Raw genomic sequence first — 21639 nt, forward strand, 5'->3', positions numbered from 1 at the left:
TCTCTACGTATGCATTTGAGAGCTATACTCAGGTAACACATGAAACGACTTGCATCCATCATGACCTTTCTGGCAGTGTTCGGCTGGTTCTTGAACCCAGCGATCGCGCTGTGTTGCCAGGACTGTGATCAATGTACAGAGACCTGCTCTGTTGCGTTTGTGCCAGTGATTAAAGAGACGCCTTCATGCTGTAGCTCAAAGGCGACGGATTGTCACGCGGCGGTTCAAGTAAAACAAACGAGCCAAGATTGCTGTTCACAGTGTCGTTGCAGCGTGACAGATGCACCAACGATTGAGCCCATGATGGCATCAGTCGTGATCAAGTCGTATGACGAACTAGACAATGTGAACCACGCGATTGCAAGTCAGTCTTTGAACGGCACCAGCATTCAGCAATCGAAGCTTGGAATGAGCCCCAAGCCGCCAGGTGATCCACCTGGCCGGCAGTTGCTTATTCAAATTCAGATCCTTCGCATCTAAGAAAAGAAAACTCAGTGTATTGACGAGCAAGCTGCGCTATGCATATTGCTCGTTTTTAGCGAGCCGGTTCTTTTAAACAGTTGCGTCAGGAATCTGTGCATGTCATATAAATCTAAGCATCTTGAGCCTCAGTCTATTACGGTGACTCCACCCCCTAAACACTGGTGGTCGCGGGTTGTCTTTCCCACGTGTCTTTTGGCGTTTGCCGTTGTCTTACTCGTGATGAGTGGGCGAGCGACATTCCGCACAAGCACATCCGTTGAAGTGTTTCCAGTAACGGGGCAAGTGGGCCTCGCCAATCAGCGAACGCAGCCGGATGGAGACATTCTCTTTCAAGCAGCCGGTTGGGTTGAGCCTGATCCATTTGCGGTCAACGCAAGCGTACTTATTCCAGGTGTGGTTGAGAAAATCAATGTTCTTGAAGGCCATACTGTCTCCAAGGGTGATGAGTTGGCGTCATTGATTCCTGATGATGCCCGACTTGATGTCATGCGAGCCAAGGCACACTTGGCTTTCAAGCGGGCAAAAAAACAACAGGCATTGGCGTTGATGGAGCAGCTCCATGCCGAGCGCGTTGTCATGGAAGACCAGCTCAGTCGACTTGAGGAGGCCTATGAAAAGGGCGCGGCTACTGAACGTAATGTTGTGCAGCAGCGACTCAAGATTGCAGCACATCGAAAGCAATGTGACGCAGCTGCAGTAGTTGCTGATGCCATTGCTGATGCTGAGATTGAAATTGCTTCCGCAGAATTAGCGACCGCTGAATTGGCTCTGTCGCGCACAGTGATCAGATCACCCATTGATGGCGTTGTCTTAGAGCGTCTCGCAGAGCCCGGAATGCCTCGATCACCAAACATGAATCAAACAGATATGGGTTATATCGTGCGACTTTATGATCCAACATCTTTACAGGTACGAGTCGATGTACCACTGAATGAAGCAGCTCGAATTGGCGTAGGTCAACAAGCAGAGGTGATTGTTGATGTCCTGCCTGGGAGAATTTTCGAAGGCGAAATCACGCGACTGGTGCATCAAGCAGACATACAGAAAAACACTATTGAAGTGAAGGTAAAGATCAAGAATCCTGAAAAAGAACTGAAACCAGAAATGCTCTCACGAGTGCGTTTTAAAAGTTCACCGGCGTCCGAGAAGGAATCGCCACAGTCCAGTATCGGTCGCCAGATGACGCTGCCAAATAGACTGATTGATCAGCAAACTGATGCCAGCGGTGTTGTTTTGATTGTCGATGCAGCCAGTCAGACCGCACAGCGCCGTATTGTTGAGCTGGGTGCACCAGTACGCGATGGGTGGGTGACTATTCGTTCAGGATTACAGCCCGGAGATCGTGTCATTGTGACTCAGGGTAAGCAGATCGAAGCCGGTGAAGCGGTGGCGATCGAGTCTGAATGGAATGGAGAGCTCGATTTATGAGTGACGCCATGATCCAATGTGAGGCACTTGGTCGGACGTACTACCGTGGTGACGTTGAGATTACGCCATTGCAAAGTGTTGCTCTGGAAATCAATAAGGGGGAATTCGTCGCACTCATGGGACCCTCTGGTAGTGGCAAAACGACGCTGCTTAATATTATCGCGGGTATTGATCGTCCCACCATTGGCCGTGTTGTCATCGACGGTGTTGATACAACCAGTTTGTCGAGTGCGAAACTGGCTGATTGGCGAGCTCGCACAGTTGGTTATGTATTCCAGTTGTATAACTTGATTCCGGTGTTAAGTGCTTATGAGAACGTTGAGGTTCCATTACTTTTGCAACGGATGTCTCGTAAGGTGCGACATAATGCGGTTTCAGAGGCGCTGATTCGAGTTGGTATTGCTGATCGATCTGATCACTATCCAAGACAGCTCAGTGGTGGACAAGAGCAACGTGTTGCGATTGCGCGAGCTATTGTTTCAAAGCCCACACTCCTTGTGGCAGACGAACCAACTGGTGATCTGGATTCACATGCGGCGATAGAGATTATGAATTTGATTGCTGAACTTAATCAGGAACTCGGAATGACGATTCTGATGGTCACCCATGATGATGCTATTGCCGGACATGCCCATCGACTCGTTCACTTGCTCGATGGTCATGTCATTCCTAGTGATAAAGAGATTGCGGGGGCAATGGCATGAGCATTTGGCTTCCAACGCGATTTTGGCGATTGATTTTGAGGCAGATTAAAGGCCGCCCGATGCGTAGTGGATTAACCATTGCCGGAGTGGCTATTGGGCTCCTGCTCTTCGTACTCATCGAAGGTCTTCAATATGGCGTGACCATAGCAACGCAGCCCGATGAAAACGATACGACATTAGTGGTGTATCGTGAAAATCGATATTGTCCAGCAACAAGCACGCTGCCAGAGATCTATCAATCTCGGATTACTGAGCTCGAAGGCGTTCTTCGTGTCATGCCTATACAAGTCGTCGTTAACAATTGCCGCGCGAGTCTTGATGTCGTGACATTTCGCGGCATGAAGGAAGATGATTTCAAAAACGTATTGCAGACGGATGCGGTTGTCATTGATGGTTCACTGGATGAATGGTTAGCCCGTAACGATGCGGCATTTCTTGGTAGCTCACTGGCCTCTAGACGATCTTTGTCAGTAGGTGATCGGTTTGAAGCGGCAGGCTATCAGGTCACTGTTGCTGGTATTTTGGAATCAGATCGATCTGGCTATGACAATCTTGCTTTTGTTCACCTGCCATATATTCAATATGCGAATCGATCAAAGCAGGGTCAAGTCACTCAATTCAATGTAATTGTTGATGGGCCGGAAAAAATGGACGCAGTAGCAGCACAGATTGATGAGATGTTTCATAGCGATCAAGCACCAACACACACGAGAGCAGAGCGTGCTTTTGTTGCTGATATCGCCGGGGACATTGTGCACATTATTGGGGTCGTGCGGTACTTGGGTTGGGCATGTCTCGCGGCAGTACTTGCATTGATTTGTAATGCGATGGCACTGAGTGTTCAAGATCGTGTTGTTGATAATGCGGTGCTCCAGACACTCGGGTATCGCAGAACAAGGGTATTTCAACTGGTTGTTGGAGAGGGCTTGGTGCTTGGCGTCTGTGGCGGAATTGTTGGCTCGCTTGGTGCATTTATTCTGCTTTGGTTGTCTCGAGTGAATTTGAGCGTTGAGGGAATTTCGATTCCCATTGAAGTTGGTGTTACGCAGTTTCTTATTGGTGCGGGCATCGCCACTGGTATTGGACTGATTGCAGGCATCATTCCTGCGATGCGAGCGGCTCGCCGCGATCTTGTCAGTTGTTTTAGGGCAATCTAATGAAGCTTCTTCCCTGGGATTATGGTATTCGCAATCTTTCGCGGTCAAAGGTGCGCACAGTGTTATGCGTACTTTCTGGCGCGCTTATTGCATTACTTGCAATCGCAGCCAGTGGTGTCGTTCATGGCTTGGAGCGTTCACTCAAAGCAGATGTGTCTCCAAATGTAGGTGTTGTGTATGGGGCTGGTAGTGAAGATAGCTTAGAGCGAAGTGATATTGATGCACGTACGCCATCACTTGTTTCAGCGTCAGTGCCGGGCATTAGAAGACTTAATGATGAACTAGAGTTCATCTCACCAGAAGTTGTTATGGCAATTGCAGTCGATCTTGAGTCGCAGACGGAGCAGCGACTTGCTATTGCACGGGGTATTACTGAAACAGCTTATCTGTTACATAAGAATGTACAGATCGTTGAGGGGCGGGCACCGCGGCCGGCTTACAATGAATTGATGGTTGGGCAACTGGCACCGATCAAAATGGGTGTTTCAGTCGAGGACTTGGCGATTGGTAAGACCATTCTCTTTGACAATACGACGTGGACCATTGTTGGGCACTTTGTCGCACCTGGTTCAGTACTTGCTTCTGAGATTTGGCTGCCATTGACGGATCTTATGGTGGCAACCAAACGGGAAGGAATTTCTTCGGTGTTGGTTGAGATGGATCCCAGTAAGGGTGGCGACTTAGCTGACTTGGAGACCTTTGCCTTCCAACGCTTAGACTTGGAGCTTGTTGCCATGCCGGTATCAGAGTATTACCAGCGCGTTGATGCTTTCTATAAGCCAATTAAGTTGATTGTCTGGTTGACCGCTATTCTGGTTGCACTTGGAGCACTCTTTGGCGGCATTAATACGATGTATGCAGCCTTTATTGGGCGCATTCGGGAATTCGGAATGCTGCGTTGTGTCGGATGGCGCCCTTCAGCAATTGGTTTGAGCTTAATGCAAGAATCAGTGGTGTCTGTGACGGCTGGGGCCCTGCTTGGTTGTTTGGTTGGTGTTGTCTTTCTTGATGGCCTCGAAGTACGTTTTACGATGGGGGCATTTGAACTATTGGTGGGTCCAATTCAAATCATGATTGCGATGGTCGCAGCCGTTTGTGTGGCAGTATTTGGTGTACTACCCCCAGCCATACGTTGTTTGAGGAGCCCAATAAATGAGGCACTTAAGTCAATCTAAGTTAAATACACACTTATACATGGAGATATCAGTCATGCGTACACTCATATTTGTGCCAACACTTTTGATGTTCCTCTTCGTCACATCAGCTTGTGGAAACAAAGGTGACAAGGCCAGTACATCAAGTGGACCTACACTACCGGCCAATTTGGTAGCGACTTCAATTGATGGATCACCACAAACAGTGATCGAGACTCTGAAGGATAAGAAAGCTGGTGATACGGCTTTAGTTGTTGGCCTTATTGGTGGGAAGATGGAACCCTTTGCAAAGAACCGAGCTGTCTTTCAGTTAATCGATGCCTCTTTGAAACCATGTGATGTTTCTGAGGATGGTTGCCCTGCTCCCTGGGATTACTGTTGTGAGCCGCCGGAGCAGATTATGGCCTCGTCAATGACGGTTCAGGTTGTCGGTGCCGATGGGCGCCCTCTTCCGCTTGGCCTCGAGGGCAAAGATGGTTTGGAACCTCTCACAACACTGGTGGTCTCAGGAAAGGTCAATCAAGCGAGTGATGGTGTGTTTGTTCTTGACGCAGAAAAGATCATGATTACTAAAGTCTCACCTGTTAGCCATGCGGGGCACGACCACGATTGATCGCCATGTCAATGGTGGTGTGATTAAAGGTCTTGAGGTGTATTGACGTTATGTAGGCAAGTTCTTTGTTCATCTGGGAGTACTTGAACTTCCAGATCAATGTGTGCAAGTGCACGATGCAGGCTTCTTATGCCCTGCTGTTGCGCCCGTTGCATCTGCAGCTTCGCGTTGCTTGAGATAACCAATGGGAGTGGGCTTGGATGTGGTTCCAAATCGAGGCGAAAGACCCGAGCATCATGTGGTAGTGGGCGACATAATTCCGAAAGCAGTTTGGATGTGAGGTGCGGCATGTCGCAAGGAACAATTAAGTAATGGTGGTTAATCTGGCTTTCTAAAAGTTTCGTGACACCAGCAAGTGGACCGCAGCCTGGCTTTGGATCATGGATATGTGGCAGGTCAGCAATCACAATATTGGGTGCGACTACCACAATTTCCTGACATACCTCACCAAGCAAACTGAGCATCGTCTCTAGCATTGTCCGTCCATCTGGAAGCTTGAGATCATGTTTCGATGTTCCCATTCGCGTGCTGAGACCACCGGCGAGGACCGCCCCGGTCACTTGCTGCAGTGGTGATTCGATCGTGCTCATGTAAAGCAGGTTATCAGCTTGGTTCCAGGTGAGTCTGATCGTTGGTTCTGACAAACGCTCTTCAAGCGGATTGCCGTGCTATGCCGATGGCTATAGGTATGAAGTTTTGGTTACTCATGTTGATTTCTCTTGTTGTTATACCGGGCACAGCAGTGGCTCAGGAAGCGGTTGGAATCGAACGTGTTGAGCTTGAACAGATCGATCCTCGAGTGGATCAGCAGGTAGATCTTGCGGCCGATCTTGCGTTGAAGATGCAACAGAGCCATGACAGCTTGCAACCGGCAAGCGATGTTCGCCAGATCTATAGCGTGCGTGGGATGCAACGCCCAATGTTTGCCAGACGCAGTGGCGGGTTGACCGCGGTCTTTCCCCGGGCGTGGATCCAGCGTGGCGAGAAGGGGCAATTTTATACGCCAATACCTGACGGCACGACGTTCTATATTGGTCCGATTCATCCCCAGCTGACTGGAGAAGGTTTGCGGCAAGGCTTACGTCCAGAAGTGCCGGAAGCCCAGCGTCCATTGGAAGGACGTATACGACAACGTATTTATCCGCAGCCATTACAGAGTCGAATCAGATTACAAGATGCAGATGAGATACTCGATCTTCGAGTCAGTCGATGGTCGTCTCTATCAGGCAGACCCAGCACTATTGAAAATGCGCAGGCTCGCCGGCTTAAGCAACTTGTTTTTCAAGCATCACGTCTGCGTAGATTCAAGCAGCTCGAGGCTGATGATCGTCGTCGTCAAAAAAACCAAGACAATGAAAACGCTTTGCAAGCGATTCCATCCGACGATTCTCTTGATGTTTCTCAGGAACCAAATCGCGGCATCGATCGCTAAGAGGCTGACCGAGCATTTCCGTCGGAAATGGAAGCGGTGCTGCCGGATGCTGTTCATACACAAGATGTTTGGCGATTTGAATCATGGCATCTAAGAGTGAGAACAGAACAGTGTTCTCAAGGGGTCTCCACCAAAGACATCGGCCAATCAGAGATGTGTATTTTGTGTCCATTGAGAGAGTCGAGAAGTCCTCTGGCCTGCAAACCGCTACAGATGGAACAACCTGTACAGCTCAAAGGCCCGATTAAACTGGTTTAAGAAAGGACCGTCCGAGAACAAATGCTCTCGAACGGTTAAAAACAACTTATTCAGCGGTGTTTGAAGAGACTCAGGTTGTTTGTATGTTCATTTCTTCATACTCGCTGACGGGATCAGCTTCATCAAAGACTCGCTTTGCTCGACTGAGCCAAGTGTAGATCAGTGCAATCAATAGAATCGCACCAGCCAGCGCGCCGCCAAAGATTGGCAGTGCCTTGACGAGGCGTTCATCAGCAACAGGCGTTGGATTCAGGCTCGCATAGCGAATGCCAGTGCCATCACTTATCTGGTGAGGTGCAATGGCCTTGGCGCCATCAGGATGTTTGCCAGTGTTGCGAGCAGACTCCGCAATGACGGTTGCGGTAAGAAGATTCAGGAACGCTTCTGTCTCGCCTGGAGCGGTGCCAACAAGTGTTAGTGCGAGTTCACCAGGAACTGAACTGTCAACAGTCAGATCTCGTGCGATTCGATCAGCAACCCCTTGTGGTGTGCGATATTCTTCGAAACGTCGATCGCCCATTCGTCTTGCAAGGGTGCGAGTGAAATTCTCATTCTTGAGTAGATCTTTGTGCCAACTTGCCCACGTTGCATTTTGATCGGCATCCAGTTTGGTATGCGTGGTGCCCTTTGCTTTGAGCGTGACAGCCGCAGATCGTAATGCTGGATGAAAGTGGTCAGTTGCTGCCCACGAAACGCCAGCGATGGCGGTCGCAATGACGAGCAACCAAAGGCATGCGAACACGGCTCTGGAATGGGCCCACCGTCGGATCATTTTGCGTTCCGAAGATTCCAGTACGGTTCGCAACTCAGTGAGTTGCTGTCGTTGATCTTCGATAGAACGAAGCTGCTGGGAGTGTTTCTCGAAATCAACAGTACCTGTAGGTGATGATGCTTGGGCACTCGATTCAAGAAGCTGGCGAACTTTTCCAAGTCGTTGGCGGCGGCGACGAAGGTGTACCGCTACACCATTAATACGTTGTGCCTTATCACGAAGTTCTTTGACCATACCGGACTCAGATCCCTCAGTGCATTTAGCGGTACTGTTTACAAGATCAAGCTCTTCTTCAAGCGTTTTAATTTGATCTTCATAACGACTTCTTGCGGCTTGTTCATTGGCAGTTGCTTCGTCGAGCTTAGTTTTGATTGCGGCGTGCATTGCCTCTAGTTCAGCGACACGCGATTCATGGACTTGTGTGGAGCCAGAATCGTCTGTCCGGTTGGCAAGCGTTGTTTCGACCTGCTCTAACTCGATCTGGGTTTCGTGAAGTGTGATCTTAGTTGACTCTAATTCTTCGCAGAGCGACGCATTGCTTTGTTCAAGCGCGTCAAGATCCTGTTGCCCAGCGGTTTGCCCGCGAGCTTGCCGCAGTGCTTCTGTGAGAGATTTGATACGTTCGTCTTTTTTGATCAGCTCATCTGGTGAACCTTGTACCTTCAATTGCGCCACTTCACCTGTGAGGGATTTGATCTGCCGTGATTGTTCTTCAACCATTGCCATAGCAGCAGCACCGCGTTCAAGTAGTGGCCCTTGCCCTTTCAGAGACTCTGCAAAATGAGTGAGCTTTTCACCAGCAACCCTTAGCTTTGATTGATTGTCTTCAAGCCTTGATTCACGTTCACTAAGGTGAGTCTGCAATTTTTCGATGCGGCCTGTTAGCTCAGCACACTGGAGTGTCAGTGTCTGAGTTTCTTCGGTTTTCTCAGTGTGTGCGGCTTGCAATGAAGCGAGGTTTTCTTTTGCTGTGTCACGATCTGCCTCAAGATTACCGATAATTTCGAGCGCATCATGTTCGGATGCGGTTGCTTGTTCTTGGTTGTGTTTCAGGGATTCCTTTAACGAATCCACACAACTATCAAGTTCATCGATTTGAGCACAGCGTTCATTAAATTTTTGTTGGAGATCACTGACATTGCTCTCTGAAAGAGCGAGCTGCTCGCGTAGATGGGTACGTTTGGATTTACCACTTTGGATCTTCTCAACCAAGGCAGCCTTTTGGGAGGAAAGCGATTTCACTTCTTCTTCATTCTTGGAGGTCGTTGCTTCTAACGTCTCGTTGAGTGTTGAAATCGTGCGATCGGCTTCGGCAATTTTCTGGGCAGTGTCACCAAGTTCACGAGCCTGAGCGGCAAGCATTTCGCTGCGTTTATTGAGTGCCTTAGATTCACTTTCTAATTCACTTGCTTGGGCCTTCACTTCTTCGTGCTGTTTTGTAAGCGTAATAGAACGCTCTTCAACATCAGCCTGAGCAGCTTCTAGTTCGCTTTGGGTCTTTTTGAGTTCTTCATTAGCGGTCGTTTGATGCTGGTCAAATGAGAGTTTGTCTTCAGAGAGAGCCTGGCGATCCAGCTGATATTTCTCGGTATTGTGCTGGTGTTCTTTTTCTAAGGCAGCTCGATCTTCTTCAAAGTGATTGAGTTTGCTGAGTAAACCATCACGCTCATTGGCGAGCTCAGATTCGGCTTCAGACAATGAACGTGCTCGATCGGAGAGCGAAGAGATCATCGCATCATTGGATTGTTGAACATTGCGTAGCTTTTGGAATTGAGCTTCGACATCTTCGAGAATGGCAATCATTTCTTCGCCAGCGGCATCATCGAGATGAGTTCCGGTGTCTACTTCTGATACTTCAGAGGTATCGACCTGGACCGACTCACCACTCTGTTGTGAATGACTGGTGGCCTCTGATTCTGAGGGCGTTTCTTGAGTATCGTGGCTGTCATGGCCACTTTCTACTCCGTCGGCATCGTGATCGGTGTGGTCTTCACAAGCATCGTGCTGTTGGGACTGCTCATTATGGGCATTGTGGTCTTCATGTTCGTTCATCATTGAACCCTCTGGCACAGTTAAGTTGGATGGTCTGACCATGCCGCTTGGAAAGTGATTTGGCGGCACCTGAATATCGTCCTGGAATGAGATCACCTTCAGTGGGCAAATAGAAAAGAACACTGGTGAGGTCAATTGGTGCCTCTCGCAGGCCTGGTGAAGGTCCGATAGCCTCTCTTCTGGCTTCTGGACGCTAGACTGCTTGGTCAGATGAGCAATAATGTTGCCTGCTTGTTTCTATAAAAGAGCACTCTATGAGCCAGACCCAGTCACCATCCTCCGATCCCCGACCCGCCTGTGCGGATTCTGAATCACCTCAAGTGGCGGTCAATGGGCCGAGTCATGTGACGCCAGCGCAGATTGGCATGGTTGCTTTTGATCGAATCCGCCAGCGACCTGGATTTGATCCGGCGCTCACTGAAATCGTTGATGCAGTTGCCTCTGGCCGACGATTGACATTGGCAGAAGGAGCGTTGCTTTTCTCCACGGGTGATATTTGGACGGTCACAAGCTTGGCCGATGTATGCAGACGACGTCTTCATGGAGACGTGGCTTACTACAACGTCAATCGACATTTGAACTATTCCAATGTTTGTGCTCTGAGTTGTAAATTCTGCGCCTTCTATCGCAAGAAGGGTGAGGATGGCGCTTATGAGTATTCGATTGATCAGATTCGTGAAGAAGCAATTAAGGCCGCCGCGTCAGGGGCGACTGAAATCCATATCGTTGGGGGCTTACATCCTTGGCTGCCCTTCTCTTATTACACAGAGATGATGAGCACCATTAAGGAGGCGGCACCGGCATTGCACATCAAGGCGTTTACCGCTGTTGAGATCGTCCACTTAGCGCGTATTTCAAAACGCGGCCGAGATAAGAAAGAGGGAATTAAGGCGGTGCTTCAGGATCTCAGGAATGCAGGTCTAGATTCTCTTCCTGGAGGTGGTGCGGAAGTATTTGATGATCGTGTGCACGACGAAGCATTTAAGGGCAAGATTCGTGGTGAGCAATGGCTTGAGGTTCATCGCGCAGCACATGAGCTCGGCATCAATACCAACGCAACAATGCTCTATGGGCATTTGGAATTACGTAGTGATCGTCTGCATCACATGCAATTGCTTCGCGAGCAACAAGATCGGACACTTCATGACTGGGCTCTGAATTTCGGAGTTGGACTCCAGGATGCAACGAACCATGATGGGCAAGCCGCAAAAGCGGTCGTGCTAACAGGGCCGGAAACCAACGGTATACAGCCACAAGCAGGCGACACGCCCAATGGGTACCACCAGACTATTATTCCATTGCCATTCTTCCCAGATGAGAGTGATCTAGAGTACCTGCCAGCGCCGTCAGGTTTAGAGAACTTACGCACACTATCAATCTCTCGATTGATGCTCGACAACATTCCACACGTTAAAGCGTTTTGGATTATGCAAACACTTGCGATGGCGCAGCTTCAACTTGAAGCAGGTGCCGATGACATTGACGGCACTGTTGTTTGGTATGACATTACAAAAGTTGGAGGCACTGGTACCAGTCAGGAATGTTCTGTCAGTGACCTGACAAGAGCTATTCGTGAATCTGGTTTTAGACCAGTAGAGCGAGATACCTTATATCGCCCAGTGATCCGTGACGGATCACAGTGGTCTATTGCGAGCTGATTTGGTTGTTCGCTTCGGCGCTTCGCCCTCGTAAGAACCACCACAATTCTGGCTGCTTGAATAATATGGCGGCGAAGACGGCAGTGATGATGCCGGCAGCGACCAGTATCACGAGCTCAATCAAAGCGTCTATCCAATCTGGTGTGGATGTGCCAACGCCTAACGATACAAGCCACACGACCAATGACATCACAACTGTGGTCGCAACACTCTTCATCCACGAGAGCGCCACAGGGCGATCAACAAGGGTGCCGGTATGACGAGCAAGTAATCGCAACAAAATAGCAACTTGCAAGACACTGCAGATCGCCGTTGACCAGGCCAGGCCAGCCACGCCCAGTGGTGTCCAGATGAGCAGGATGTTGCCAACGAAATTGAGACCGACGATCCAGAGTGCTACCTTTACTGGAACCATCACCTCGCCGCGCGCATAGAAGGCCCGGGTGAGCACATGTACAAGTGAGTAGGCCCAGACAGCAGAGGCATATCCAACTAAAACAAATGCAACGCGGCTCGAGTCTTCAGCAGTAAATCGTGCGCCTTGGAAGAGGGTTGCGGCCAGTGGCTGTGCAACGAGTATGAGTCCAGCGCCCGCTGGAAGCGCCACAAAAAGAGATAGTCGAATGCCGCGTCGGACGGTTGAATTGAAGGCTGTTGAATCTGCAGATTGTTGAGCGAGCAAAGGGAATATTGCGGTTGCAATAGCCAGGCCAAAGACGCCAAGTGGAAGTTGATAGAGCCGCTGAGCAAAGCTCAGATCTGCCATCGACCCTTCAGCCAGTGGATAGTCAATTCCAAAAAGAGTTGGGCCAATCGTGGTTGGATAACTGGCAATCAGTCCATCGATAAAGACATTCAGTTGCAGGACGCCAAGTCCCAGCAGCATTGGCAATGCTTGACGCAAGACACTGCCAAATGCGGTGATGGCTTTCTCGTAAGATCCACTGAGCCATGGGCCATTTCCAAGATATGGCTTCAGCGCCCAGAGCGACCAAGCAATTTGAAGAATGCCAGCGACTAATACAGCAGCGGCGATTGCACCAACAGTCAGGAGACGCATGTTTGACTGTGTTTGATCGACAGAGAGGCCCACGGCGAGAGCCGCAATAATCATGCAACCGTTAAGGATGATTGGTGCTGCGGCTGTGGGGCCAAAACGACCATGCACGTGCAGCATGGCACCAAAGATAGCAACCGTGCAAATCATCGGCATGTATGGAAGCAGTAGCATTAGGAGCCAAATGGTTGGAGACGCATGGCCCTGATTATGCGAAACAAGAAAGAGTATGAACTCACCAAGAATGACCAAACTACCGAGCGCTATGACTAATAATGCAACAGTAAGTGCAGCAAGACGACGAGCGGTATCTGGATCGTCCCGGTCGAGCTGCGTATAGATTGGAAGGAAGGCCGCAGAAAGCGCACCCTCACCAAACAACCTGCGAAAGAGGTTTGGTATCAGGAAGGCGAAGAAAAATGCGTCCATCAGTGAGCCAGCCCCAAACAAGCGGCTCAGCACACTATCACGAGCCAACCCGGTGATACGGCTCACACCAGTGAGGAAAGAAACGGTACGGGCATTCTTCTCAAGTCGATCATTCATTGTTCAGGTGATGTATCGACAGGATGCCTGATCCGTGGTCAGGATAGGGTGCAATGTTTAGGTGCGCTGTCGGGAAGAACGAGAAAAGTGGTTCCACACTGAGGACATGCCCCCTGGCCCTGATCAGCGACTGAATCTTCAAGTTGATGGGCGCATATGACACAAATGCTACTTTGGCGTTTGTTGAGCTGGGCTGCGATTTTTGATCGGGTCAGCCAAACTGTGAGACCAAACAGAAGACAGATGGCTGTCACGATGCCAACCACATCGAGTGAAACAAAAACACGATTCCAAGGAAAATTTCGATCTAAGAAATGCGCGTAACACGCCGCAAATGCCCAGCAAAAACCGGCGGACAAAGCAATGATGGCCAATGTGTAAACGAATGCCATTGCGAAAGATGGTGGAATCGCGCGGCGCAATAGCCCCACGGGGAGTGGCAGCCTGTCCCACTGAGCAGCATGAAGTGGTGTATCGCATGATGGACATTGTGCGTGACCTTGTTTATTAAAAGTGACGGAGTCACAAAGCGTGCCACAGTTGAAACAGCATTGCGTCATGGGGGTATGCCGGACCAGTTTCATGACGAGCGCGTACGTTGCCCAAGTCGCATAAAGCGTTCCACTTAAAACAGCAATCTCCATATTGCTTTGGTTGAATCCAAACCACAGGATCATCCAAACAACAATCGTAATGAGAAAAAACGGTAGTAAAACCACAGGCCCAAATCGCCACCAAAAAGAAGGCTTCCAGCTCAGCAGATTAAGTTGATAAATCGTTCGGGCCGTACAGACACCACGCGGGTCATGACCTATTGGTCGTAAAGCCAAGATCCAAATGGAAGCGATGAAAACACCCAAAACGCTGGCGATCATGTCCAATGGATTGTAGACGCGCCCAAATGCAAAATAGTGTTGTGTGATTTCATCTGTAACTGCAAAGAGAAGGCTCAGCACAATGACCCATATCAGTGGGAGCCAGCGGGTTAGGACCAGGAGGATGGGCGCTGTTGCGAAAGCCAAGAAATGGATGAGCTTGTCGGGTGGTGGATGTACTTCGCTGCCCATGGCAAGCTGTGGCCAATGAGTCCCAGCAATAATGAGGATCAGATAGATGATAAAGAGAACACGCCAGGGTTTCGGGCTAGGCATCCGTGTGTGGATCCAGCATGACCGTAGCGCTGATTGGTGGCGGTGGCGGTGGTCCACCCCACAATGCAAGTAACTGATCTGCGACAGCCCTGTAGTCGCGAGCACCATTGCAATTTGGTGCATAGTCAAAAATGGTCTGTCCAAAACTTGGCGCTTCTGCGAGCTTGATGTTTCGCCGGATCGGTGGTTGGAGCACGCAGCAGTTGTTCCAAGGTACGGCTTGATCTCGAACAGCTTCGAAGTACTCATTGATGTCAGTCACGACTTCACGAGCAAGAGTTGTTTGGCTTTCATACATACAAAGAAGGATTCCGGTGACACGAAGATCCGGGTTCACCGATTGTGTCATGAGCTCAACGGTCTCAAGCAGTCTTCCTACACCTTGGAGAGCAAGAAAGTGCGCTTGCATTGGCACGATCACTTCGTCAGCCATTGCCAACGCGTTCAGCGTGAGCTGCCCAAGGCTTGGTGGGCAGTCAATAATGATGACATCATATTGATCTCGAATGGTCGCCATTTTTCGTTTCAAAATGCTCTGACGATCTTTGACTGCTGGCAGCTCACTCTCGGCAATGGCAAGATCAACCTCAGAGAAGATTGCATCGAGTCGGTCCCGGGCATGCATGATGGTGTCACTTGCTTGGCATTCAGGATCAAGCAAGAGGTCATAAGCAGTTGGATCATCGGGGCCAGGAGCGAGTCCAAGATGGAGGGTAAGGTGTCCCTGAGGATCGAGATCGATCAGGAGGACTCGACAACCTGAATCAGCAAGAACAGCGCCGAGGTTGGCTGTAGAGGTGGTCTTGCCAACGCCGCCCTTTTGATTCAGCATCGCGATTGTTCGCGGCCAGTGGGGCATTCAAGAGAGTATAGCTATCGCAGGTCATGAGAGGCCACTGATGGCCCATGTTTGACAGGGCGTGCTATCCTCCCTCTGCCTGAACTCGCCTAAAAGCAATGAACCGGCGTAAACCCATGCCAACCCTTACTGATCAAGCTATTTGTATCCGCCAGTGGGATTACTCTGAGACCTCACAGACGATCTGTCTGCTGACACGTCAACATGGCCTCATGCGCGGTATTGCAAAGGGTTCAAAGCGGCCTAACGCCCCTTTCTCGGGCGGATTTGATGTATTGACGATGGGTGAGATCACCGCAATCACCAAGCCATCGACGGATTTGGCGACGCTTACACAGTGGCAGCTACAGCGTGTTTTTAGGCATGTGCATGAACACTTGGCGGCAAATCGAGCGGCACTCTATATGGCCGATGCAGTCCAGCGGATTCTGACCGACCATGACCCCCATCCAGCGGTCTTCGATGGAATGGCCGCGGCTTTGGAGGCACTGGCAGATCACGTTGATTTAGGCCTATTGGCGTTTCAATGGGGTCTGCTTAGTTCAGGGGGATTTACGCCTGTCATCGATCGTGATGCTGTGACTGGACAACCGTTCCCCGCCGATGCTGAGACTTTAGCGTTCAGTCCACAGGCCGGCGGTTTGGTGCTTGATACTGGCGAGGGCGATCGTTGGCGTGTTCGAGTGGCGACCGTGCATGCCCTTCGCACCATTGCGGCTGGTGAAACGCCAACACAGGATCAAGAAGTGATTCAGCGAGCCAATCGCCTTTTAGCGGCCTATCTGCGTGAGATCATTGGTCGCGAAACGGCAGCAATGCGATGGGCATTCTCGGACCTTCCGGGCTCATTTCATTGATCTTTACATCAAAGTAGGCGTTCGTCGTCAAGCCGCCCATCTGGCTGAATTCGCCCTTCTGCCAAGCCGATATCAGCAGTGGTCTAGCGAAATGAGGTTCTGAACCTGTGGCTTGGGGCTGAAGTGCTCAGATTTTGCAGTGCACCTCAAATAGCGCTTTCACAGGCGAAAAAGCAAACTCCTGATGTGAGGTTAAGTAGATGACAAGTCTGGATATCGATCAAATTATCAGCAGCCAGCGTCTGCCTTCCCTACCCACGATTGCGCTTCGTGTGTTGGAACTGACGTCTTCTGAGGATATTGATCTCAAGGAAATTGCTCGTGTGATTGAGCTCGATCAAGGCCTTGTTTTTAAGATTCTACGGACGGTCAACTCAAGTTATTACGGCCTGGCTCGTCCATGTGTGACGATTCGACAGGCACTTGTGTATCTCGGACTTAACACTGTCAAGACACTTGTACTCGGTTTTAGTCTTGTCGAAACAATGCGTCCTCAAGCTGAGGACAAGAACCATGTGAGTTTCGACTTTGTCGATTATTGGCGAAGAGATATTTACGGCGCTGTTGCAGCCCGTGAGCTCGCCCAGGTCACAAAGATATGTGATCCTGAGATCGCTTTTTTAGCAGCGCTCATGCAAGATATTGGCATGGTCGCTCTCTCGCGTATCTGTGGCAGTGAATATCAAACTTGTATACAGAAAACGCAAGGCAATCATGACAAGCTAGAAGCATTGGAAAAGGCCAAATTTGGCTATGGGCATACTGATGTTGGTGCGGCCATTGCGGAGCATTGGAATCTGCCAGAGCAACTCGGGGTCACCATGCGTTGGCACCACGATGCTGGAAAGAGTCCCCATCAATGGAGATCATTTCTTCGACTCATTCAGTCGGCGAATCTTGCCGCAACCGGACTTCTTTCAGGGAATCCACATGATGCGGCAGCAGCCTTCCAAAGTGAAGTACGAAATCGCCTCAGCTTGGATGCCGAACAGGCAAAGCAAGTCTTACGTCGTGTCACTGAGGTCGCCAGTGAGGTCGCTTCGCTCTTCAGGATTCCTTCAGAGGAGTCAAACAGTGTTGATGGCATCATGGCCGAGGCTGAAGAGCGTTTGATCGAACACCAACTGACGATGCAACGTGAGACGACAGCACTTCGTGAAGCAAACGAATCGCTTAGCCAACAAGCTTGTACAGACGCGCTCACAGGCGTGGCAAATCGGGCAGGCTTTGAACAAGCATTACGAGATGGTGTTAATGCAGCGAACCGTCAAGGCGTCACATTGTCACTCATCTTTATTGACATGGATCGTTTTAAACAGATTAATGACACCCATGGGCATCAAGTTGGCGACGTCGTTCTAAGCGATGTTGCTCAACGTCTTTCCAAGTCTTTGCCCAATGGCGCTCATGTATCACGTTACGGCGGTGATGAATTCGTCGTGCTGTTATTCAAATCGCCAACTCAAGAAGCGGTCGCCGTTGCGCAGAATATCTGCGATATGATTTCGTCGACACCAATAGAGTGTGAAACCGAAAGCGGGCAGCCACTTTTCTTGAGTGTTACTGCAAGTATGGGTGTTGGAACGATCGATGCGAAGGTGTGCAAAGGAGAACGAGGCACACTTGTTCGTAGTGCTGACCTTGGCGTCTATGCAGCGAAAGCCGCAGGTGGTGGTTGTGTTCAAGTGAGCGCTGATGCTGCTCAGAGTCAGTCAGTCAACTCAAGTTCATTTGTGTTCGGGAATGAGGCGAGCTGAAACAACTGGTTCCATTGGATAGCGAGTCGCTACTTCTTTTAGATTGTCCAGCGTGACACTACTGATACGCTTGAGCTCATCTTCGAGAGATCGATATTCCCCACTGTAGGTCCAAAGCCGACCTAAGCGACGCATGCGTCCACTGGAGAGTTCTTCGCTGAGCGTCGATGCGGTTGCAAATACCGCCCTTGCTCGCTCGAGATCAGATTCTGTCAGCGACGTTATTAACCCGTCAATTTCGCTACGCAATAATGACTCGACTTGCTCCAGCTGATCGGGTTGACATGCGGCATAGGCTAAGAATTCACCGGTCCGGTCGCGTGGATCGAAGTAGGCTGCTGCATCTTCACTCAAACCGGTTTCAATGAGTGCCCAATGAAGGCGTGAGCCATCAGCTCCACCAAGTATGTGCGATAAAAGTGCAGCGGCATAGCGGTCGTCATCATTCGCACCCGGGAACGGCGCAATGAGTGCAACGTAGGCCTGCGCAAGTGTGGGTAGACGCATCGTAAAATCATCAGATTGAGGCACAACTGGTTGGTATAACCGAGTGGTGCCCGAAGTAGGCCAATGATCACAGAGAGCGTTGGCCTGCGCAACGACCTCATCAAAGTCGAGGCAACCAGCGACGGCGAGCACAGTGTTATCCGCCGCATATCGCTCATCAAAGTACTGTTTCATGTCTTGCGGTGAGATGTTTGAAACGGTTTCTTTGGTGCCAAGGACGCGGTGAGACAATGTGTGATTGCCGTAGTAAGACTCAATGCCCCTTTCATACAACACCCAAAATGGATTGTCTTCGTACATTGCGATCTCTTCGATGATGACCTTTCGTTCATCTTCGAGATCGTCAGGCCTTAAGGCGGGACGAAGAATATCGGCGAGCGTCGCAAACACCTGCTCACGATGATCAGGAAGACAATGTGCCCAGAAGGCGGTCATTTCACTGGTTGTGAACGCGTTGTGGATCGCGCCAAGATCATCAAAGGCTTGATCAACTTCTTCGGCATTGAGGGTGTCAGTGCCCTTGAACATCATGTGTTCAAGAAAGTGACTGACCCCCATCATGCGAGAGGCTTCATCTCTGGCACCGGTATTGACAAAAAAGCCCATCGCTGTGGAGTGAGCGGCGGGGTTAATCTCGGCAACAATGTTGAGTCCGTTGGCGAGTTGAGATTGTTTGAATTCAATTTCCATCGATAAGTAATGATCGAATCTTGTTCTTAGTTGTGAATCATCCGACCCTCAGTTGCCAGTGCACCCTCGTGGATCGCCTCTGCCATTGTTGGGTGTGGATGCATCGTTGAAATGATGTCATCAGCGGTTGCCTCAAGTCGAATGGCCAGTGAGATCTCCGAGATCAGTTCCGAGGCCGTCTCGCCGATGATGTGCGCGCCCAGAATTTCGCCATACGGTTTTGAGGCAATGATTTTGACAATGCCTTCATTGGCGCCAACGGCGATCGCTCGGCCATGGGCCTTAAGACTGTAGGTGCCTGCCGTGTATTCCAAACCCGCTTCCTTAGCCGCTCGTTCAGTCATTCCAATTGATGCGATCTGTGGATTGCAGTACGTGCAACCTGGAATCGATTTGTAATCAACGCCAAGCGTATGGTGTCCAGCCATGCGTTCAACGCAGGTGACCGCTTCTTCTGAGGCAACATGGGCGAGCCAAGGTGGGCCGATGATGTCGCCGATGGCATAGATGCCCGGCACGCTTGTTTGATAGGTGGGCTCTTCAGCGTCTTGGTAGTCGGTCTTGATGTGGCCCCGGTCAACAGCAATGCCAAGGCTTTCTTCAAAAAGCCCCTCAAAGCGGCCACCAACACCGACCGCAACAAGGACGACATCTGCCTGAAGATCCTCAGATTTTTGTTCATCATTCATTGGGCCAATGGTGACTTTTTGGCCTTTGCCCGATTTCTTGACCGCACGCACCGTGTGGTTGGTGCGGAATTCAATACCTTGAGCTGAGAAGAGTTTCTGTGCAACCTTCGAGACATCTTCATCTTCGATTGGAAGGATGCGGTCAACCATTTCGATCACGGTGACCTTCGTGCCAAGGCAGTTGTAGAAGTATGCAAACTCCATACCGATAGCGCCAGATCCGACGATCACGATCGATGCGGGTTGCTTGGGCAGATTCATTGCATCATATGAGCTCACAATGGTCTTCCCATCACACTTTGCAAAGGGCAGCTCTTTGGGTGCGGCTCCAGTGGCGATCATTACTTTATCACTGGTAATGACCTCGGTCACATCGGTGCCATTACCGTGGTAGTAATCTCCAGATACTTTCTTGATCTCAACCTGACAGGGTGAAGATCCATCGTTGCCCGAGAGAATGTGGGCATGCCCAGCAATGTGCTCAACCTTATTTTTCTTAAAGAGATAAGCAATGCCAGCGTTCAGTTGTTTGGTGAGATCACGGCTGCGGCCAACAATGGTCTTGAAGTCAATCTTGGCGCCAGTGAAGTTGATGCCCCACTCTTTGCCATGGTTGACAGCTTCGTCGACCAACTGGGCATTGTGCAACAGTGCTTTGGATGGGATGCAACCCCAGTTCAAACAAACGCCGCCCAACTTATCGCGTTCGACACATGCCACTTTCATACCCAACTGGGCGGCTCGAATAGCGCCGACATAGCCACCCGGTCCTGATCCGATGACGATAAGGTCATAGTGTTTGGTATCAGCCACAGCAGTCTTCCCTTTCATTGGTGTAGGCTCATCTTCTTCCCGTGCGAGATGAGGAGGGGCATTGTAACGCTCTGAGGCCGGTTCTTTGGTGATGCCGCCTAAAGCCTCATAGCGGGGTAACGAGCAGGCCTGACAGGGCCCTCATTGACGACCGATAGGTGGCCCCGTAGCATCGAGGATTCACGTTGTATTAGGAGTACCCCTTGCGCACTGCGATCATCAGTGACATTCATGCAAATCTTGAGGCCCTTCGGGTTGTCCTCGGTGATATTGCCGACCGTAAGGTCGATCGGGTCATCTGTTTAGGTGATATTTTGGGTTATGGCCCCAATCCGGTCGAATGCGTCGATCTTGTCGCTGAGCACTGCGAATGGTGCCTGATGGGTAACCATGATTTTGGAGCTCTCTATGAGCCAACCAACTTCAACGTGGCAGCTGAGCAGGCTGCTTATTGGACCCGAACTCAATTTGAGGGTGAGTCCAATGCAGATGACGCAGCCCGCCGTTGGGAGTTCTTGGGGCGGCTTCAGGTGCGGGTCAGCTTCGACAACTTCTTATGCATCCATGGCTCGCCCCGTCGACCCATTAACGAATACATCTTCCCAGAAGATGCAATCAACAGTCCCGTCAAGATGCAACAGGTATTTGACCGCGTGGAGCGGTTCTGTATGGTCGGACATACCCATGTGCCTGGTGTTTTTACTGATGAACCTGACTTCTACCCACCCGGTGATCTCGAAGGCCGTTATAAGCTGAATGATCAAGAAAAAGCGATTATCAACCCTGGATCTGTAGGGCAACCACGAGATCTTGATCCACGAGCGAGTTATGCCATCTTGGACGGAGAGTCAGTGGAGTTTCTTCGCCTTGAATATGACATCGAAGCCGTTGTTGAGAAGATCTACGATATTGCAGAACTAACCAACTGGTTGGGAGATCGTCTTCGAGAAGGCCGCTAGCCTCCCATGCCCCCCTTTCCTTGGATTTATTGATACCGCCTTG

Annotated in this window: 18 protein-coding genes; 11 read left to right on the plus strand and 7 right to left on the minus strand. The window is 50.3% G+C overall.

What is annotated here, in order from left to right; translation table 11 throughout:
* Positions 1-39: 39 nt before the first annotated feature.
* From P8J86_02170 to P8J86_02195, 6 genes are all read left to right on the plus strand, one after another.
* Positions 40-480 carry a hypothetical protein gene (locus P8J86_02170; protein MDG2053493.1) on the plus strand — a complete coding sequence of 147 codons (441 nt, stop codon included), beginning with the start codon at positions 40-42 and terminating at the stop codon, positions 478-480.
* Between the two features lie 99 nt (positions 481-579).
* Entirely contained in the window at positions 580-1911 is a 1332-nt protein-coding gene (locus P8J86_02175) for an efflux RND transporter periplasmic adaptor subunit (protein MDG2053494.1), read from the plus strand.
* Entirely contained in the window at positions 1908-2615 is a 708-nt protein-coding gene (locus P8J86_02180) for an ABC transporter ATP-binding protein (protein MDG2053495.1), read from the plus strand. The genes P8J86_02175 and P8J86_02180 overlap by 4 nt, the downstream gene beginning before the upstream one ends.
* Positions 2612-3772, plus strand: a complete 1161-nt coding sequence (locus tag P8J86_02185) for an ABC transporter permease (protein MDG2053496.1) — start codon at positions 2612-2614, stop codon at positions 3770-3772. Before P8J86_02180 ends, P8J86_02185 begins: the two co-directional genes overlap by 4 nt.
* A 59-nt stretch (positions 3773-3831) precedes the next feature.
* On the plus strand, positions 3832-4947 hold the full coding sequence (locus P8J86_02190) for an ABC transporter permease (protein MDG2053497.1): 1116 nt from the start codon (positions 3832-3834) through the stop codon (positions 4945-4947).
* 34 nt (positions 4948-4981) lie between these two features.
* The gene (locus P8J86_02195) at positions 4982-5539 is read left to right on the plus strand and encodes a hypothetical protein (GenBank protein MDG2053498.1); all 558 of its coding nucleotides are present in this window, start codon (positions 4982-4984) and stop codon (positions 5537-5539) included.
* 23 nt (positions 5540-5562) lie between these two features.
* Here the strand turns inward: P8J86_02195 and P8J86_02200 are convergent, their stop codons facing one another.
* Positions 5563-6129, minus strand: a complete 567-nt coding sequence (locus tag P8J86_02200; protein ID MDG2053499.1) for a molybdenum cofactor guanylyltransferase — start codon at positions 6127-6129, stop codon at positions 5563-5565.
* A 98-nt stretch (positions 6130-6227) separates the two neighbouring features.
* Between P8J86_02200 and P8J86_02205 the strand changes: the two genes are divergently transcribed.
* The gene (locus P8J86_02205; protein MDG2053500.1) at positions 6228-6971 is read left to right on the plus strand and encodes a hypothetical protein; all 744 of its coding nucleotides are present in this window, start codon (positions 6228-6230) and stop codon (positions 6969-6971) included.
* A 328-nt stretch (positions 6972-7299) separates the two neighbouring features.
* Here P8J86_02205 and P8J86_02210 read toward each other — a convergent pair whose 3' ends face one another.
* Entirely contained in the window at positions 7300-10056 is a 2757-nt protein-coding gene (locus P8J86_02210; GenBank protein ID MDG2053501.1) for a hypothetical protein, read from the minus strand.
* Between the two features lie 251 nt (positions 10057-10307).
* Here P8J86_02210 and P8J86_02215 point away from each other — a divergent pair, with 251 nt between their 5' ends.
* Positions 10308-11711, plus strand: a complete 1404-nt coding sequence (locus P8J86_02215) for a radical SAM protein (GenBank protein ID MDG2053502.1) — start codon at positions 10308-10310, stop codon at positions 11709-11711.
* On the opposite strand, the gene murJ is transcribed toward P8J86_02215, so the two are convergent.
* Genes murJ through P8J86_02230 form a run of 3 tightly spaced genes read right to left on the minus strand, consistent with a single transcriptional unit; the run spans position 11698 to position 15297 of the window.
* Entirely contained in the window at positions 11698-13314 is a 1617-nt protein-coding gene (murJ, locus tag P8J86_02220) for a murein biosynthesis integral membrane protein MurJ (GenBank protein MDG2053503.1), read from the minus strand. The two genes, P8J86_02215 and murJ, sit on opposite strands and share 14 nt — an antisense overlap.
* 38 nt (positions 13315-13352) lie before the next feature.
* Positions 13353-14465, minus strand: coding sequence for a VanZ family protein (locus tag P8J86_02225; protein MDG2053504.1), 1113 nt, complete (start codon positions 14463-14465; stop codon positions 13353-13355).
* Positions 14458-15297: a ParA family protein gene (locus tag P8J86_02230; protein MDG2053505.1), complete on the minus strand. Its 840-nt coding sequence runs from the start codon at positions 15295-15297 to the stop codon at positions 14458-14460. Before P8J86_02230 ends, P8J86_02225 begins: the two co-directional genes overlap by 8 nt.
* A gap of 143 nt (positions 15298-15440) precedes the next feature.
* On the opposite strand from P8J86_02230, the gene recO reads away from it, so the two are divergent.
* Both recO and P8J86_02240 read left to right on the plus strand, forming a co-directional pair.
* Positions 15441-16181: a DNA repair protein RecO gene (gene recO / locus P8J86_02235; protein ID MDG2053506.1), complete on the plus strand. Its 741-nt coding sequence runs from the start codon at positions 15441-15443 to the stop codon at positions 16179-16181.
* 200 nt (positions 16182-16381) lie between these two features.
* Positions 16382-17938 carry a GGDEF domain-containing protein gene (locus P8J86_02240; protein ID MDG2053507.1) on the plus strand — a complete coding sequence of 519 codons (1557 nt, stop codon included), beginning with the start codon at positions 16382-16384 and terminating at the stop codon, positions 17936-17938.
* On the opposite strand, the gene P8J86_02245 is transcribed toward P8J86_02240, so the two are convergent.
* Complete coding sequence (locus P8J86_02245; protein ID MDG2053508.1) at positions 17909-19135, minus strand: pitrilysin family protein; 1227 nt, start codon at positions 19133-19135, stop codon at positions 17909-17911. The genes P8J86_02240 and P8J86_02245 overlap by 30 nt on opposite strands.
* A 26-nt stretch (positions 19136-19161) precedes the next feature.
* A complete protein-coding gene (lpdA, locus tag P8J86_02250; protein MDG2053509.1) occupies positions 19162-20655 on the minus strand; it encodes a dihydrolipoyl dehydrogenase in 1494 nt (497 codons plus the stop codon).
* A gap of 185 nt (positions 20656-20840) precedes the next feature.
* Between lpdA and P8J86_02255 the strand changes: the two genes are divergently transcribed.
* Positions 20841-21596 (plus strand): metallophosphoesterase family protein, encoded by a 756-nt coding sequence (locus P8J86_02255; GenBank protein ID MDG2053510.1) that lies wholly within the window; start codon positions 20841-20843, stop codon positions 21594-21596.
* Positions 21597-21639: the final 43 nt, after the last annotated feature.

This window comes from Phycisphaerales bacterium (assembly GCA_029268515.1).
Lineage (GTDB): Bacteria > Planctomycetota > Phycisphaerae > Phycisphaerales > SM1A02 > JAQWNP01.